The following is a 16,154-nucleotide window of genomic DNA, read 5'->3' as shown; positions in this document are numbered from 1 at the left end:
CAAAATCGGCCTTCATCAAAATTTCATAAAACTCGACGCCCGATTAGGAAACCCATTAGTTACCCATCTGCACAAGAGTTTCCTCCCAATCACACGTTTCTTACTTAATCCGCGTGACCATGTCTGGCAATCGCGAGCGCTTCAGAAGTCGAGCCACCCTCCAAGAGCTCACCTACTGATACTTTCAATACTTTGGCGAGTAGCTTCACCTCCGCGTCATTCACCCGACGACTGCCCAATTCGATCTTGGCAAGAGAGGTCCGGGCAAGGTCCCAGCCGATCCGCTGGCAGTCCGCCGCGAGCCGTTCTTGAGAAATGCCGGACGCCAGGCGCAATCGCTGCACCTGAGCTCCTACCAAGTTTTTGGGCGAACCGGCCATTGTTCCAGAATCGGAACTTGACCCTACCTAGTCGGGATTTTCATATTGTGCCCATTCGGGCACAATCGTGTTCTAAAGAAGACCGCCGCCATGAAACGACCCACTTCATCAATCCCGGCTCTCAAGAGATTCGCCGTCAGCGCCCTTGACGCCCGCTCCTCTCCTCAAGCCGCCTATGGCGTCTGCCCCTACTGCCGAGGCTCTGGCTGGCAAGGCGTCAACCGGTGCCCGGTTTGCCATGGCACCGGGAAGCAGGGCGGTCAGTGCCACTCCGCTCTAACTTTTCTCCTAACAGGCTATGTCTGACTCTCCAGTCCGCTGGTACTATTCGGATGGCTCCTCGTCTTTCGGCCCATTCGACACCTCCGCTCTACGGCAACTTGTGTCAGCCGGAGTCATCCAGCCCTCCTACAAGGTGCGGCCGGAAAACGATTCCATTTGGCAGTCCCTCTCAACTTTCGACTCCAACTTCGAATCATCGCAGTCGCCACCGCCTGAGAAGTCGGCCAACCCCTCCTCGCCATTCCACGTATCAAGGAACGGCCAACTGGTAGGCGTTTACTCGTCGGCGGACGTGAAAGAAAAAATCCGACGCTTGGAAATATCGTCCAAAGATCTCGTGTGGCAGGAGGGAATGAGCGACTGGCAAAGCGTTTCCTCGATCCCTGAAATCTATCCTCCCGAGCCACTGCGGAGCATCGAACCGGAGAGCCGAACGAAACAGCGAATTCAGCCAAAGCCAATGACGGCAGGTGAGACCCTCGGGCTGATCGGCTTCATCCTCCTGATTGTGATTGTTGGAACCTTGGGAACCGTCTTCATCCATCCGCTGGTCGGTCTAGGGGCAGGTCTTGTCTATGCGATCAAAGCCTCCGCTGATTCCAAAAAGCGCAAAAGGTCCAAATGAAGGTGGCGAGGTAGCTTCCCGTGCCGTGCAGCCCGCCATGCTTGCGAACATGGCGGGCGCATTGTTTGCCGTCGGACCGACAGCGTCAGGCAGCCTTTTTCCGGGGCTTCCTCGGAGTTGTGGTGACCGGCTTTCCCGATCGCGGGGAGGAAGCTTCCCGTGTCTGGTGCTTGGACTCTTTCTTGATTGTGGTCTCACCCTCTGGCTTCCCGTTCTCATTCCGAGCCACGACCGCTTTTTGTGCCGCCGTCGAGGACTCGGATTGGCGAGGGGCTGGGATCACGAAAAGGCGGAGTTCGAGGAGAAGCTTAAGGAGTTCGTCGGGTGATCCGCTGGAGCGAATTCCCTCCTCCAATTGGCCGAATATCTCGGTCAGCTTCTGTTCCTTTCCTGTCGGCGCTTTCGGGTGGTCGCCCACCAGAACAAGCCCTCGCACAACGTGGGAGACGATGTCCGCAGTGGGTGCCCGCCCGTCCGCAATCCCAACGGCCTTTTTCCACGCGTCCGCTTGTGCTTTCGGAGTGCTCAATTTCGCGAGGGGACGCACCTGCGCCTCGTTCATGGGAGGCACCAATTCTTTCGCTTTGAGAATCGGATTCAGCTCCTTCATGATCTCGGAGGATTTGATGAGGCGGTTGGCATACGCCTTGGAGCAACCAAGCTCCAAAGCACAATACGCTTCCCAGGACCGGTAAGGGCCAGCCTTCCACAAGTCGTCCCTTCGAATGGAAGCCAACGCTTCACCCAGGGCAACGAAATCGCCGCGCTTCTCAACCACCACGGCGTGGTGGAGGTTAAAGGCCTTCCGGGTATCGGAGGAGCCGGAGGCGTCCGTGCTTTGCGTGTTAGGCTTCATGGCATTGTCCGGAATGATTTTGGGAACTCGCGGACTCGGAGATCTTCCGGCCATTCATTCCAATTTCCACCATGCTTGTGGTGAGTGGCTGGAAAGGAAACACCGCCCTCATACGGATTCTCCCCGATCTGCTTCATGAAGAATGCGACGTCCTTCTGCCGGCATTGCTGGAGGAGCTCGCGCGCCCATTCTAGATGAAACGGCTCGGAGTGCTCGCCTGACTCGCCGCCAACGATCACCCAAGACCAACCAGACAGTTCGATGTCCAACCGCTCCCACAAGGGCTCGATGCTGAGACCGTGTGCGCGGGCACGAACCTGCAACAGCTTGCGGGCCTTGTTCACCATGTCCTGGTCGATGATGGTCGTCATCGGAATCAGATTGTCCGGCCATTCGATGCCATGCTTTGCCAACCAACGATCGAAACCGGCCATCCGCTCAGGGCGTTTGGTCAGCCACAGCCACACGTGCTGCTTACCGCGATCAGACACCACGTTGTCGATGATCTCCTCTTTGAGGTATTTGAATTTCACCCCATTGGACAACGCGTCGCCCATGTCGGAGACGAAAATCAGCCGTGGCAAGCCGTCAAGCCAGCGACGTTCCGGGCGGGCATGCCCGCTCAAATTCGGAAGCTTGGCCGCTTTTTTCATCCTGTCGGGGAAAAGGGTGACCTTCTCGAAAACGGCCGCATAGCCATTGACGGGCTTTCTGTCCGAAATCGTGGGATCGGCTCCCCGGTGAACGTGGAGCCTTGCAGCGTAGCATTTCAACGCGGCATCAATCTCCCGACTAATGAAGCTGGCCGCCTCGCGGGGCGACATGGATCCTGCATTTTCCAGCGTAAGCGCCGTCAATGCCGCGATCTTCATGCGCCGCATATAGATTTCTGTGAGCGGCATTTTTTCGAACTTTTCCTTTAGAAGGCGAAGCGACTGCTCGAACGCGTATCCATAATCGACCAGCTTATGGGCGATCATATTGGCGACGTGCTTGGGTGCGGGAAGCAACGGGCAACCGTCACATCCCATTACCGGGTTCACGGTGCTGTCGCACCATTGGATGTTTGTCTTTTCAGACATTGGTATGTGTTTTCTGATGTTTGGAATTCTGTGAGGCCGCCCTGTTTCAGGGCGATGAGTGCTCCATTTCCGGAGTCCATTCCGGCTAGCCGCGCCAAGCGGGACCGGAACAACCGCGCCACGAAAGGACACGGGAACACAGCGCAGATGGTGAGCATCCGCTGCGGTGCAGCGGGCTCACACAAAAGCAGCCGTTAGCGGCGTAGGACCGCTTCATCGGAAATGAGGTGCAAAGGCCCCCTCCTTCCATCAGACAACGATGTCACGAAGCTCCAGCCGCTCCGAATCGGAGAACAGCTGTTCGTGGTCATTGACTGGCTTCGCCAGCCGCTCGTCCATGGGTGAATCATGGAACCGCAGCCGGGGCATTCGTTGAATGCTTTTTACGAACCTCGCTTTCGCGGGCTCTGCAGCCGATCCTCGGATCGGCCACTTCCACCGGGTTGCCCCGGAAGGATTTCACCGCGCAAAGGCGGCATCTGATGGTGTGAAGGCCTGCGTTGCAGGCTTGCAAGAGAACTACGTGCGGAGCGTAAATCCGCAAGGAATTTTTCAGCACGGCCCGAGACGCCCCGGTTACCAGGTCGATGACTGGAGACTCGTTAGGAAATACCATGGCTTCTCGTCAGCTAAAAAGAAGCACGGCAATTCCGTCGTGCTTCTTCAACGGGCCCCTGCCTCAACCAGGGTCGACTGCCTCAGCCACTGCCTGGCAGGCCTCAGCGAGATTGAATTGTGGAGAGCTTCACGGGAGAGTCCCATGAACGCGGAATCAGAGAGAGGAATGTGAGTCATCCGAGAACTTCGAGCATGCGGGCCTCGATGCGCTCGACCTGCTGAATGACGAAGCCGGGGATGAACGTCCTGATTAGAACGCGGGTGCAATCCTCCGCCGTCTCGATGACTACGGATTCAAACTGATCGTCGCCCGGCTCCTGGAACTCGGGCACGATCCGAATCCGGTCGCCGACTTTCAACGGCACATCGCTGTTGGCTGGAATAGGCTGTAACATGATTTTTAAGAGAGTAGGCCGATCCATCCGGGGACATGAACAGACCGGCCTTGTTTCCCCGCCACGCGTCCGTGCCGGGCTTTCCTGGTCATTGCCGGATCAAATGGATCAGGCGGCGGTGCCAATTGGCGCCGCCTTGTATTTGAGCTGTGACGTCACGCATTCCGCCGGGTCGATGTCGTCCCGGTGGCCGAGGTAGACCGGCTGGTAGAGGCAGCCGCTTTCCCGGTAGGCATACAGGTAGCGAACCTCCACCACCGACCCGCATGGCGGCACGGAGTGCTGCTGCGGAATGGTGACATTGCCCGCCGGGACGCGGCGGCCTTCCTCGTTCAGCAGCGACAGTGACACCGAGCGTCTGTCGTTGTGGGCGGCGACGATGCAGGATGCCGTTTCCACGAACTTGAACTTCCGCTGGCTGCCACCGGAGGCGGGACGGCCGGGAATGTAAGGTTCGCCGAGGTGCTTGAACACGATGCCTTCACGGCGCTCACCGCGCAGGGTTTCGAGCATCGTCTCCTTTTCCCAGCGCAACCGGGCGGTGGGAACGAGCTTGATCGCCCAGCGGTCGCGCCCGTGCAGCAGTTGCACCAGCGTATTCAGCCGCTCGCGCAACGGCAGCAAACGCAGGTCCATGCCGTCGAGTTCGAGCAGGTCGAAGGCGTGGAAGGTCTCGCCGACCGCCTCGCCGTCCAGCAGGAACTCCGCCTGGATCGCGAGAGCTGCCAGGATCAGCGCGGATGGAGCACCGACGCGCAGTCCCTTCCGGTTGATCGCTTTGACCACGTTGCCGTCGCGAAGCAACATCATGCGCCGACCATCGAACTTCTCCTGGGCGCACCAGCCGGAGTGCCGGACCAGTTCCCCGGCTCCAGTCTCATCGACCGGGTTGAGGAGCTGGGGACGGATGCCCGTGTCGTCGTTGGCTTCGATAGCCGCGGTATAGGAAGGGAGGGCACTCTCGGAATGGTAACCCTTGGCCTTCTTTTCTTTCACCAGCTTGTCAAAGATCGACTTTGCTTCCTCGTAGCCAACCGGGTGGACGGTCTTCCGCCCGTTCTGGAGGGTGGTGCCACGCCGACCATAGGCGAAGGTGACGACGTAGGCGTCGTCGCGTTCTTCGATGGCTGCCTGATAAACTTTGTCGGAGCTGCCTTCGCGGAAAGCGAGGGAAATGGATTCAATCGAATTCATGGGGATTTCTGTGGGTGGGGGTGGAAACGCAACAAGGCCGCCCGGAACGGATCCGGACGGCCTTGCTGGGTGGGGGTGGTTGGGGGGATGGTCAGAACTCGGCCGGGGTGACGGTCCAGCCGAGATGCGCGGCCGCCGCGTAGATCGATTCGAGATCCACGTTGACGGTTTCGCCTTGGTGGTTGATGGCGATGGCGGTGCCCGTGAGGTAGCGGAGCTTCTCGCTGCCGATCTCCATCAGCACCGCCACCTCGCCCTCGGCCAGATGGGCCGCGAGTTGCTGGTGGACATCAATGTCCTCCTCGTTCCCGGTGTCGGGATTGAGGAAGGTGGTCGGCCAGCCACCCCAGTCCGAATCCTCGTCGGGGGTGATGCCGAAACGAGGGATGTCCTGGGAGACCTTGGCGATGGCCGTAGGCGTGAGGACTTTCAAACCGGCGGCCTCCGCCCACTGGCGGAAAGCCGTCTCGTCTGTCACGGCGAAGTAGTTGCTCCGCGCTGTGGCGTAGTAGTTGGACATGGAGTGGATGGGTTGGAATGAAACAGGCCGCCCGGCGGGATTGCCGGACGGCCCTGTGGGGAGGTTGGGATGAGGGATTCGGAGGGAGCCGGTCACAGCTCGCCCGCTTCACGGAACGAGTGGTGACAGTTCCGTCCGAGGATGACGTGGTCGTGGAAGCGGAGTCCGAGCAGCTCCGCTGCTTCCCGCATGCGCCAGGTGGCATCCAGGTCCGCCCGGCTCGGTGTCGGGTCGCCCGACGGGTGGTTGTGGGCCAGAATGAAGCCATGGCCCGCCGCCACGATCACCGGGCGCAGTACCTCGCGCGGGTGGAACAATGACTCATTGAGTAATCCGATGGTCACCAGATTCCAGCCGATTAGGCGCATGCGGGTGTCGAGGACGAAGACGACGATGTGTTCCTTGGCCGGGTCGAACCAAGGGCACGTCGCCACTTCCTCCTGCCAGCACTGCCGGACGGCTTCCGGGCCATCCAGCAGCCGTCCGGGCAAGGGAGCTTCCTCCCTCACCCGGGCGACCCGGAACTGGCCGAGGGTGCCGCCGGGCCTCATGACGCGAGGCCGACCAGCGCGTCGCAGAGCCCGTGGAGGGCCTGCCCGCGCTGGACGGCGGTGTGCGGGTTCCCGCCCTTGAACACCTCGGTGTAGGCGTTGAAGAGCGACCACAGGGTGCGCGGCTGGAACGCATCGTGGGACGGCTCGCGCCATTCCCGCAACACGTCCGGTACCTGGGTGGGCGTGATCACCCGGCTGTCGATGGAGCGCACCACGAAGTCGTGGGCCTCCATGTCGGCGAACGGCCGCCCCTGGTAGGCGAGCACCCGCTCGTCGAGCTTGCGGAACTTCTCGCCGAGCTGGCCGACGGCTCGCGCCATGAGCTGACGCAAATCGCGGAAGGCGTGGCGGGTGTGCTTGCGCGACAACCGGACCTCGCCCGAGAAGGCGAGGTTGTCGCAGACGAAGACCCGGGTGCCGGCGACGAGGCCGGCGGGGTAGGTCTTGTCGTGCGAGTTGCGCAGGCCGACCACCCAGCCGACATCACGCTGGGTGCGTTCCGGCAGGCTGATGGAGAACACGCCGAAGTAGCGTGCTCCCTCGTGGGACAATGCGTGGCGTTCGCCATCAAGGTGGAAGCCGCAGGCCTTCAGCTCGGACTGGACCTCATGGACCAGCGAGCGGTGGCTGAGGGGATACCAGGTGTCCGTGCCGGGCGGGGTCCGCACGGCGAAGACTTGTTCGCGGGTGGCGGTGGAGGCGCCGGTGTGAAGCAGCATGCCCGGGACCGTGGGGGCCGGGACGGGGTTTTCGCGGGGAAGGATCAGGTTCATGGATGGATGGGTTGGAGTTCAGGTGGGTTGGGAGGTTGGGGGTGGAAACGACCGCGCCCGCCGGGTCGCAGGGGACCGGGCGGGCGCGGATCGAGGGGACAGCGATGGATGTCGCACTAACGTGGCGTGACCAGATTGGCCGCCGCCACGGCGACGATAATGATGAGAATCAGCCCAAATAAAAATGGGCCCAAAATCAGATATGCGACCAGCAGACCGACCAGTGCGATGCCGACCGACCAGATGACGTCATAGGGGTTCATAGGGGTGCATGATGTGAAAACAACAACGCCCGCGGGGTTCACCAGGAACCGGGCGGGCGTTTGCTACGGGTTGGGTTTGGGTTCAGTCAGGAAGGACCACATGGGCGAAGAGGCCGATGAAGACAACGGATGCCACGAGTTCCAGCAGGGACGGCAGCAGCGGAGCGAGGCACCACAAACCGAGTATAAGCCCGGCAAGGATGGCAACGCGGTTCACCGGGAGCCTCCCTGCCAACGCAGACATTCACGGCGGTATTGGCACCACGAACAATGCATCCCGGGCTGGGGATGGAAGCGACCTTCCGCGATGCCCTGCACGGCGGTCTCCAGCATGGAGACGACCCGTGCCTTGCGCGTGCGGCTGGCTTTCAGAGACGACACCCGGATCACCTGCGGCATCTTCGTCTTCACCAGGAACACGAGTTCCAGCGAAGGTGGGGATTCGCCCGTCGCTGCTTCGATCAGAAGCTGATAGCTGACGAGCTGTAGCTCGTGATCGAAGGCGGCGTGGCCGGGATCAGGCTTGGTGGAAGCGGATTTGAAGTCCACCGGCACCAGGTTGCCCCGAACCAGGTCCATCGCGCCCGTGAGCGGACACGACAGGCCCGGCAGTGTCTCCGTCAGCTTCACCTCGACGCCCTTGGGGCGGTCGTTGAGAGCTTCTGGAGAGTCCAGATAGGCGGCGACCACACGGAGGCCAGCCAGGCGTTCCACCTCGCGCCTGTTGGCATCGGGGTAGCTCACCGGGCCTTCCTCGCGTTCGAGCCTGCTGTAGGCATCCTCGAACGCTTGGGCGATGGCATCCGGGCTGTCGTCCCCTCCCCTCCAGCGCGCGAGGTGGAACGCCTGCAAGGCTGCATGGATGGCTTTGCCATTGTGCAGCGCTGGAGAGGTCGGTTTGCGAATGCCGGCCACCTTCTCGAAGTAGAACCTCAGGGAGCACCCAAGGTAGTTCTTCGCGGAGGTTGGGCTGATGTGGGCCGGGTAGCAGTTGGTCACCATCGGAGCCACGGGTGCCACCGGGCGTGCGATCTGGATCACCGTCGGCCTCCTCTTCCGGTATAAGCGGATCGCCCGCTATTGGGAGGTAATCCGCCTTGTCTGCCACCGTAGGTTTCGAGGAGTTCGTCGATGAGACCGGACGCCTCCAGCTTGGTGAGCTGGCGCACGCCCTTCCCGAAGCGCTCGGTGGCGAGCCGCTCCACCTCGTTGCGGTCGAGCTGATGCTCGTCCACGAACGAAGTAATGAGTTCGCGTTGCTTGTCGGAACACCTCCACGCAGGCGACGCCCTTCGAGGGCTGCCATTGCGAGGAGGAGACCGCCGGTCGCTGCTGCTGGCAGCGGGGGCGTCGGCCATGCCGTAATCAGGCGGAGGCACGAAGCCGGTGGTTTGGATCTGCTCGTCCACGGCTGCCTGAAGCCGCTGGTAGAGCCGTTGGGATTCGCCTTCGAGGTCGTCGGTGGTGACCAATTCAGTTTCGACGGAAACGCTGAACTGATGGGAGGAGAAGCCGGGCAAACCAAGTCGCTTGCTGTAGTTAGCTATGATTTTGATGGCCATGGGGTCAAACGGTTGTGGATGGAACAAAGAAAACCCGACCATCACCAGGATAGCCGGATCTGGGAAGAAGCCAATGATTCCTCATGATTATATAGCATTCTGAGGGATGAAATTTCGCATCATCGATACACGCAAAATACTAATAAATCCGATCACGAAGACTCCATTACGAGGTTTGTGATTGCGGGAGAACTGCTTATCGCTTCCAAGAAGCTAAAAGTGACCGGGTTGCCAGTTTCTGCGGAATAAGACATCGGTTTCCGAGACCTTCATTCCTGACCGGCGTTCGAGAACATCTCGCAGGTGGGCATGCGGATCGCCGAGCTGGCCGGCGACGAGGGCGTGGAAGTTGCCGGAAAGAGGCAGTGGAGGCAAGATGGCGGAGCGGCTCCGCCGCCTAGATGAGGTGCCTGCGGCTGGCTACCTCGATGCGGGTTCCATCGGCAAAATTGACGCGCGGGGACTCGGCGGCGGGTGCCTGGACCGAAGAATCCATGGAAGCGTCCACCACGACTTCGGCAAAGGAGCACTGATCGATTCCGGTTCCTGTCAATCTCCAACACTTCTGGATCCAAGTGGCAAAAGTGGAGTAAGCCAGACCATGCTGGCGGCAGAAGGCCATCGCCGAAAGCGAGCTGTCGTCAAAGGCCTTGAGAATGGCGGCGCGTTGTTCGGCCCGAATCAACAGGCGGCCCCGTCGATCCGCCCGGATGACTCCGGCGGAGGTCTCCTCAAAATTGGCAAAGGTCATAGACGGGCAATCTACGACCTCTACCAGCCTGTAAGCTACGGGTGTCGCATGGAGCGCTTACGGTGGAGTGCTTACGGGCAGTCTATGAGGCAGCGGAGTGCTTACAAAAAGCACGGTGAAATCGCTGTCTTAGAATAAGTCCCCCTGCAACCTCAGAATAGCTGTCGCTGGGTCTCGTGAGGAATCGGCAGCACCCCAATAATCACCCATGGATTTACTCCCACCGAGTGCCACTGTTGGGTTGTGCCTAGGTAGAAATGGAGATCGGTAGCTGCGAATTCATCGAAATACTTCTGTCTCACCTTCGCTAATGCCGCGGCGTGATCTCCGTTACAGCTCCGTAGGCAGTTCCAAAACAGGGCTCCAACCTCCCAATCCAGCACTTGAAGTTCGCTGGACTTACCGGTGTCGTCCTCAAAACGATAGCTGAAGCTGAAAGGAAGCTTCGGAATGACCTTGAAGTTCCTCCGCCACTGCTCCTCCTCAAACAGCTCTCCTTGAGCAGCGAGCTGCCGCATTTCCTCGACCTTGGCCGGATCCCAATCTTGATCCTCCTGTTCCCATACGAAATCCACCACCTTTGAAGGCTTGAAAACGGACAGGGACATTTTATTTGCCTTCGCCCCACTTATTACCTCAGCAAGATTGCGAAAAACCCGGCATTTGCCCAGAAGCAACGCGCGCCGCTCCCGCCACTGGTCACGTGTGTCCATGCGCCCAGCTGGAAGCATCGATTTGACGTCCGCTGGATGATGCGTCTCCGGCCTCACATCCTTGCGGCTTGGGATCAGATCACATTCGATCCAATCATATTTCCGGTACTGCTCTTCGTCTTCTAAACGGCGGAATGGAACCGGGTAAATCCTCACCCAGGATCCGTCTTCCCGAACGCCGGCCGTACATACCGTTTCCCCATACTTTTTGGAAAGCGTGGGATAAGTCTTTACCGTGATCAAGATTCGCTCTCGTGGCATCCGCAGAGTACAGGAACAACCTTTCCTAAACTCCTATCTTATCCCCGGCCAGCTTCAAATGCAGATCCATCCACAACGCGGTGGCCCAGTGCTTCAGAGATGCTGCGGTGAAAACGCCGCCCCCAAGTTCTGCTCCACAGCTTCTGCCACACAATGCCGATGGCACTGGTGAGGATGCAGCTCGTAGCAGGTCAGCGCCACCCGTTCACCATCCCGAATCCATCCGACGATCCGCGCGACGGCATCGCTTTGCTTCGGTAGATCACGCGCTTCGTATCGGTCGAAGAGTGCATCGTAGTCCGCCTGCGTCTTGAGTTCCTGCCGCTCTTCGGAATCGATTCCGAGTTCCGGCAAGTGCTCGTAGCGGACTCCAATGGCCTCTACTGCGGCCTTCAGCGAATTTTTGGAGAACCCATACTTCCGGCTGAGGGGATTCCGACGAACATCACAAAGAATGGTTACGGCGCTTTCAAGGAGGGAATTGAGGTAAGCTTCAAGGGATTTGCCCTCGTAGCCAATCGTGGCCAGGCCTGCGCCATGTGATACCGGTCGGATGGATTCGATCTGCTTCAGCACTTCCGGCTGTCCTGCTAGCAGCCTTTCCCGAATCTCGCTGCGCCATGCCGTGCGTGGATAGCGGGTGTAGCTGTCGCGCACCAAGTCGTCCCCGCGCAGTCCTGCGGTTCGTTTTACGAATCTGTGAAGTCTGATATTTAGGTCATGCGGTAGGCCGCTTACCTTTTTTGCCAGCCGCCACGTTTTGTCGCAGGTCTCCAGCCAGCCCTTTTCTTCCAGCTTCCGACGGTCGGCAACGGAAGTGAAGGAATAGCAGCCGAAGCGATGCGGCACAAATTCGTAGCTCGGCTGCACTTCCTCCTCTTGGCAAAACAAGAACAGCAATTTCTGGAAATCGACCGCTGCCGCCTCTCCGCCGAGGGCGGAAAGAAGGCCGAGCAGGACTTTCTGGCGGTGGAAAAGCACGCGCGGAACCTACCCTAGGGCTCTGGCCGACCCAAGCGGAAACCAACTCGCCCGGCGGCGCATGATCAAAAGATCGTCACCAACGCTCACATCCCACAGCCGCCGCAGCCGCACGGTGGAGGCGGGTTCGATGCAATAGGGAGCATGAACACCTTGGAAACCCCAGCGGCAGTCAGCCGTGAATAAATGCAGCCCGTCGGCCAAGGTGGCCCTCCCGGCATACGATCCTTCAATCCGAACTTCCGATCCAGCGTGGCCTGTTCGCTGCCCGAAATGTAAACGATCTTCAGAAGCCGTTTCAGTTCCTCCACCCTCGCGTCAACGGAGAGGCTGTCGTGGAAGGTGGAGCTGAGGAGAATTTCCGATACCACCTTGCAAGGGACAATATGCTCGCCCCGACTCTTGGAGTCCGACCGTGTTTTGAGTTCGCTCCGGTAGAGTCCTGATTCGCCCACGATGGGTGCAAAGTCAGCGATGCCAAAAACTCTGCCCGTGAGCTGAGGATTCGATTGCCCCTGCATCCCGTGACGGACGATTGCCTCCGAAACAACGACGGCAAGCTCGCACCGCAGATGAAAAGTAATTCCTGTTCTCCGTCTAGTGAAACTCGGCGCTGCGGCTGTCGCGTGCAAGGACCCGGCACTGGCAATTTCCACGAGAATCCCATCGAGGGCATTTACAAACCCTCCGAGCCGCTTTGCTTCCGTTGGGACTTCACAAATAACCGCCAATCGACCGCTTGGCTGCCTATAAGGTTCGAGAAGTCCCAGGTTACATGGGTCGCCGCGAAAAGCACCATCCGGAGATCTCAAATCTTCCATCACAGTGTCCAGTTGCCTCTTTTCGGTTCCCATGAACCAAACACCATTTGCCGTCACCTCTACCTTGAGCCCGTTCTTCATCAACACCGCGACAGGTGAATTGGTCTTCCAAGCCAGCGTAAACCCGGAGAGCTTGCAGATTTCCGCGAGGCCCGCTTCGACCGCCTCCTTCCACTCTTTCCTGCTCATCGAATTTCGAGAGATGTGATTCTTGGAAGGACTATCCCGTTCACGAGCCTTGCCACTACGACGTTACCGCGAGGCGCTCGTTCGAATAATTCCACTGAATTGCAGTCCATCAAGATTTTCGAAACTCCATCTCCCGAGTTTCGGGATTGTAATCGTAATACTCAATCTGTCCGTTCGCGATCAATTGGAGGGCGTGCTGAATCGCGGGCCAAGGAGCGGAAAACCACTCGGTTGCCTTTCTGATCTGCCCATCGCGATCGATCACCTCGATATCGAGCCGGGCCTTTCCGAACACCGCGTGAATGATCTGCTCCAGCGTGTGAGTCGACAAGTTCGCGGTCCTGGCCTTCGCCACGACTTTCACGGGCGCGCAGAGGTAGGTGACGAACTTCTCAGCATTAGCAATGCGCTCTTCCACCGTGCCTGTGGTAAATCCAATTTTGTACAAATCCCCGATGGCTTGGACCTGGGAAGATTTGGAAAGCGAACTGAGGACGTAGATCCATCCGGTTTCAATGTCGTCAGGGGTGATCTTTCCGGTTTCGAAAAGCTCCGATTCGTTCTCAGTAATCATCAGGCCGCCTTTGTAGAGTTCGGTTGATAGGGAGCGCAGCAGCATGTCCGACTCGCGTTCGTTGACGAAAATCAAGCGCAACCGGGTGTTGGTCTTTCCCTTGTGGCTGTACGGCTTGCCCTTCTCGGCCACGTAGCAGAGCAGCCCGCCTAGGACGTAGAATTTTCCCTCTTCGATATGCTGCTCGTTCTTGAAAGGGATTGCCTTTCGAGCACCGGATTTCAGCTCGGCGAGGCACTGGTCGAAAAACGGCCGATACTTCTCGAAGTCGGCGCAGTCCTTCCGCTGGGCAACGTAGTCGGGCATCGCCTGCTCCTTCTTCGGCTTGTTGGCGAAACGACCGCCGAACAAGGAGCTTTCCTTTTGCGCGCCACCCATAATCCGGGCGAAGGCGCTGCTCCCGGCCAAGCCCTTGAGGGAGGCGGGAACAACTGGCTCCGCGGTTTTTGGTAGCCCCTTTCCCCGCACGCTTTCCGCAGGCTCTTCGGGTTCCTCCGTTGGTTCGGACACGATGAAGCCCGTCGCTTCGCAATACATCGCAATGATGCCCTCGCGGTCGTGCGCGGCAAGATAGGAACGCTTCCCATCGTCTTCCACGATGCTCTTGAGTCGGACCGCGAGCTTGCGCTCGGAGATGGAACTCCCCTTTTCGGGAAGCCGTCCATTCGTCTTGATGAAGTCCTCGATTTCCCGAAACCCGGACATGAAGGCGGATGCTTCCGGATTCTCCTTCTTTTCGGGATCGGGCTCGTGGCGGTTGTGCCTCCGGAGAAGCGCCTCCACCTGCCCGAGGATGTCGGGTTTAAGTGGCATGGTCAGGGCGTGAGTTCGAGGTCTTCCTTCTGGTTTGCCGCCAGGAAGATCTGGCGCGCCTTCTCGACCATCAGTCCGAGGCGGGCCTCGAACTCGTCCTTGGACTTGTAGTTCGGCAAGCAGCCATTCGCTTCCTCGAAAGCTTCGACAAGGTGCCAGTTCGCGTTGATCTCCTCCTCGGTAATCTTCGCCTTTTGCGTAGCAAGCACGCCTTGCACCGCTGCGAGCACTTCCTTGTCGAGCGACTTGGAGAGCACCTCATAGGCGTGCTGGAAGGGGTTGATCTTGTAGATCATGTCGATGTGAAGTTCATCGATGTTGATGAACTGCTTGGCGAAGCTGATGAACCGTTTGTCGCCCTCCTGCGTCTGCTTGCCGTGGGAAAAAAGAGTGTCGGCCAAGACGTGATCAGTGACTTCGGAGACCTCTTTTTGCGTGAGATCCGGAAAAGTCTCCATGATGATCTTCGGAATGAGCTGTTTGTTGACCACAGCAGCATCAGCCTGATTGACAATGGCTTTCTGAATGTCCGGTGAACTGAGTATCGCCGCCTTCAGCTCGCGCAATTTGGTATCGACGATTTTCCGCACCGCTTCCGTTGATGGATCTTTGAGTCCTTTGATCGCGATGGTGTTGCCCTTCTTGCCGGGTTCGTTTGGATCGATCTTCGGCTTGAATTTGAACACCGGGGCCATGACCTGTTCCATCAGCAGGGAGCAGGTGATTGCCTTGAGCATGTCATTCACCGCGTCCGCCACCTCCTCACTGTCGGCGCGGGGTTCAGCGACGAGGTTGGTGAATTGGGCGTGAATCTTGTTCGGGGAGTCGCGGGTACAGCGCCCGATGATCTGAACGACCTCGGTGAGGGAGCCGCGATAGCCGATCGTCAGAGAATGCTCGCAGTATTTCCAATCGAAGCCCTCCTTGGCCATGCCTAGGGCGATGATGATGTCCACCTCGTGCTCGTGTTCTACATCGGCGAGGAACTTCTTCACCTGTGCTCGCTTGTCGTCGTCGTCGGTGACAAGGTCTGCAATCCGGATCTGCTTCCCGTCCACTGTAGTCATCGTGATGATGCCGGTCTCGTCGTCGGTTTTGGCGTTCGTGCCGATGAGGTCGAGGATGTCACCCAGCATCGTGTATTTGTCCGAATACGCCTCGCGGGCGTTCACGCTGGGAATGTGGATGATGGTTTTCTTTGTCACATCCAACACCTCGCCGAGGGCGTCGATAAAGCGGCCCTGGTAAAAGTGGTAGCCGATGCCGAGGGACTTCAGGTAGTGATAGCCGTTGAGCTGCTCGTAGTAGTTGTAAATGACGTCCTCGAACTTCGCCTCGTTCTCGGCTGAAAGTATGGCGATGTTGTCGCCCCGAAAATAGGAGCCGGTCATGGCGACCACGTGGGCGTTCGTTTGGCTCATGATCCGGTCGAGGCAATCGCCCAGCACGTTCTCGCCTTCGGTGGAAACATGGTGGAACTCATCGATGCCGATGAGCGTGTCCTCGAAAGCGTCCACACCCAGCTTCTCGACTGCAAAGCGGAAGGTGGAATGAGTGCAGACAAGGACTTTGGCCATGGGATCGCCCATGAAATCTTCGAAAGCCTTCACCTTTGCCTGATTGCCCTGGGGTAGGCACAAGTCCACATCGAGCGTCCAGTTCTTCCAGAATCCGTGCTTGGCCAGGGCGGTGTTGCGGAAGGATGCGCCGATAGATTGCTCCGGTACCGCGATGACGACCTTCTTAAGCCCTTGGTTCTCCAGCTTGTCGAGCGCTAGGTACATCATGGCGCGGCTCTTGCCGGAGGCTGGCGGGGATTTGAGGAGGAGGTATTGGTGGGAGCGGGCGTCGTAGGCGCGGGCCTGCATCTCGCGCATGCCAAGCTCATTCGTCGAAGCGCTGGCTCCGGTCTGCTCGTATTCGATTTCGATGAGGTTGGGCATGGTC

The 16,154-nt window shown here is 58.9% G+C and carries 19 protein-coding genes; 1 reads left to right on the top strand and 18 read right to left on the bottom strand.

The annotated features are described in order from the left end of the window. Window positions 1-104: 104 nt before the first annotated feature. A complete protein-coding gene (locus tag llg_RS07875; protein ID WP_338289191.1) occupies window positions 105-380 on the bottom strand; it encodes a helix-turn-helix transcriptional regulator in 276 nt (91 codons plus the stop codon). A 298-nt stretch (window positions 381-678) separates the two neighbouring features. Between llg_RS07875 and llg_RS07870 the strand changes: the two genes are divergently transcribed. Next, complete coding sequence (locus tag llg_RS07870) at window positions 679-1,287, top strand: DUF4339 domain-containing protein (protein WP_338289189.1); 609 nt, start codon at window positions 679-681, stop codon at window positions 1,285-1,287. A gap of 85 nt (window positions 1,288-1,372) precedes the next feature. Here llg_RS07870 and llg_RS07865 read toward each other — a convergent pair whose 3' ends face one another. The 17 genes from llg_RS07865 to llg_RS07785 form a co-directional block, all read right to left on the bottom strand. Beyond that, window positions 1,373-2,143 carry a hypothetical protein gene (locus llg_RS07865; protein WP_338289188.1) on the bottom strand — a complete coding sequence of 257 codons (771 nt, stop codon included), beginning with the start codon at window positions 2,141-2,143 and terminating at the stop codon, window positions 1,373-1,375. Then, window positions 2,140-3,225, bottom strand: a complete 1,086-nt coding sequence (locus tag llg_RS07860) for a DUF5131 family protein (protein ID WP_338289187.1) — start codon at window positions 3,223-3,225, stop codon at window positions 2,140-2,142. The genes llg_RS07865 and llg_RS07860 overlap by 4 nt, the downstream gene beginning before the upstream one ends. A 791-nt stretch (window positions 3,226-4,016) precedes the next feature. After that, window positions 4,017-4,238: a hypothetical protein gene (locus tag llg_RS07855; RefSeq protein ID WP_338289186.1), complete on the bottom strand. Its 222-nt coding sequence runs from the start codon at window positions 4,236-4,238 to the stop codon at window positions 4,017-4,019. Window positions 4,239-4,346: 108 nt separating this feature from the next. After that, window positions 4,347-5,432, bottom strand: coding sequence for a WGR domain-containing protein (locus tag llg_RS07850; protein WP_338289185.1), 1,086 nt, complete (start codon window positions 5,430-5,432; stop codon window positions 4,347-4,349). Between the two features lie 91 nt (window positions 5,433-5,523). Then, window positions 5,524-5,952: a hypothetical protein gene (locus llg_RS07845; protein ID WP_338289184.1), complete on the bottom strand. Its 429-nt coding sequence runs from the start codon at window positions 5,950-5,952 to the stop codon at window positions 5,524-5,526. A 92-nt stretch (window positions 5,953-6,044) separates the two neighbouring features. Beyond that, window positions 6,045-6,503 carry a JAB domain-containing protein gene (locus llg_RS07840; protein WP_338289183.1) on the bottom strand — a complete coding sequence of 153 codons (459 nt, stop codon included), beginning with the start codon at window positions 6,501-6,503 and terminating at the stop codon, window positions 6,045-6,047. Continuing rightward, window positions 6,500-7,279 carry a DUF932 domain-containing protein gene (locus tag llg_RS07835; protein ID WP_338289182.1) on the bottom strand — a complete coding sequence of 260 codons (780 nt, stop codon included), beginning with the start codon at window positions 7,277-7,279 and terminating at the stop codon, window positions 6,500-6,502. The genes llg_RS07840 and llg_RS07835 overlap by 4 nt, the downstream gene beginning before the upstream one ends. 116 nt (window positions 7,280-7,395) lie before the next feature. Beyond that, a complete protein-coding gene (locus tag llg_RS07830; protein ID WP_338289181.1) occupies window positions 7,396-7,542 on the bottom strand; it encodes a hypothetical protein in 147 nt (48 codons plus the stop codon). 82 nt (window positions 7,543-7,624) lie between these two features. Then, a complete protein-coding gene (locus tag llg_RS07825; protein WP_338289180.1) occupies window positions 7,625-7,759 on the bottom strand; it encodes a hypothetical protein in 135 nt (44 codons plus the stop codon). Further along, the gene (locus tag llg_RS07820; protein ID WP_338289179.1) at window positions 7,756-8,583 is read right to left on the bottom strand and encodes a PD-(D/E)XK nuclease family protein; all 828 of its coding nucleotides are present in this window, start codon (window positions 8,581-8,583) and stop codon (window positions 7,756-7,758) included. The genes llg_RS07825 and llg_RS07820 overlap by 4 nt, the downstream gene beginning before the upstream one ends. Further along, the gene (locus llg_RS07815) at window positions 8,580-9,104 is read right to left on the bottom strand and encodes a hypothetical protein (protein ID WP_338289178.1); all 525 of its coding nucleotides are present in this window, start codon (window positions 9,102-9,104) and stop codon (window positions 8,580-8,582) included. Before llg_RS07815 ends, llg_RS07820 begins: the two co-directional genes overlap by 4 nt. Before the next feature lie 397 nt (window positions 9,105-9,501). Next, window positions 9,502-9,855, bottom strand: coding sequence for a hypothetical protein (locus tag llg_RS07810; RefSeq protein ID WP_338289177.1), 354 nt, complete (start codon window positions 9,853-9,855; stop codon window positions 9,502-9,504). Window positions 9,856-10,007: 152 nt separating this feature from the next. Then, window positions 10,008-10,829: a hypothetical protein gene (locus llg_RS07805; RefSeq protein WP_338289176.1), complete on the bottom strand. Its 822-nt coding sequence runs from the start codon at window positions 10,827-10,829 to the stop codon at window positions 10,008-10,010. A gap of 93 nt (window positions 10,830-10,922) precedes the next feature. Next, window positions 10,923-11,810 (bottom strand): DUF488 domain-containing protein, encoded by an 888-nt coding sequence (locus tag llg_RS07800; protein ID WP_338289174.1) that lies wholly within the window; start codon window positions 11,808-11,810, stop codon window positions 10,923-10,925. 86 nt (window positions 11,811-11,896) lie between these two features. Then, window positions 11,897-12,820 (bottom strand): hypothetical protein, encoded by a 924-nt coding sequence (locus llg_RS07795; protein ID WP_338289172.1) that lies wholly within the window; start codon window positions 12,818-12,820, stop codon window positions 11,897-11,899. Window positions 12,821-12,929: 109 nt separating this feature from the next. Further along, entirely contained in the window at window positions 12,930-14,207 is a 1,278-nt protein-coding gene (locus tag llg_RS07790; RefSeq protein ID WP_338289171.1) for a GIY-YIG nuclease family protein, read from the bottom strand. A 2-nt stretch (window positions 14,208-14,209) separates the two neighbouring features. Beyond that, a complete protein-coding gene (locus tag llg_RS07785) occupies window positions 14,210-16,150 on the bottom strand; it encodes a DEAD/DEAH box helicase family protein (RefSeq protein ID WP_338289170.1) in 1,941 nt (646 codons plus the stop codon). Between the last annotated feature and the right edge of the window lie 4 nt (window positions 16,151-16,154).

It is taken from the genome of Luteolibacter sp. LG18 (genome assembly GCF_036322585.1).
Classification (GTDB): Bacteria; Verrucomicrobiota; Verrucomicrobiia; order Verrucomicrobiales; family Akkermansiaceae; genus Luteolibacter.
This window is presented reverse-complemented; position numbering and strand designations above follow the sequence as displayed.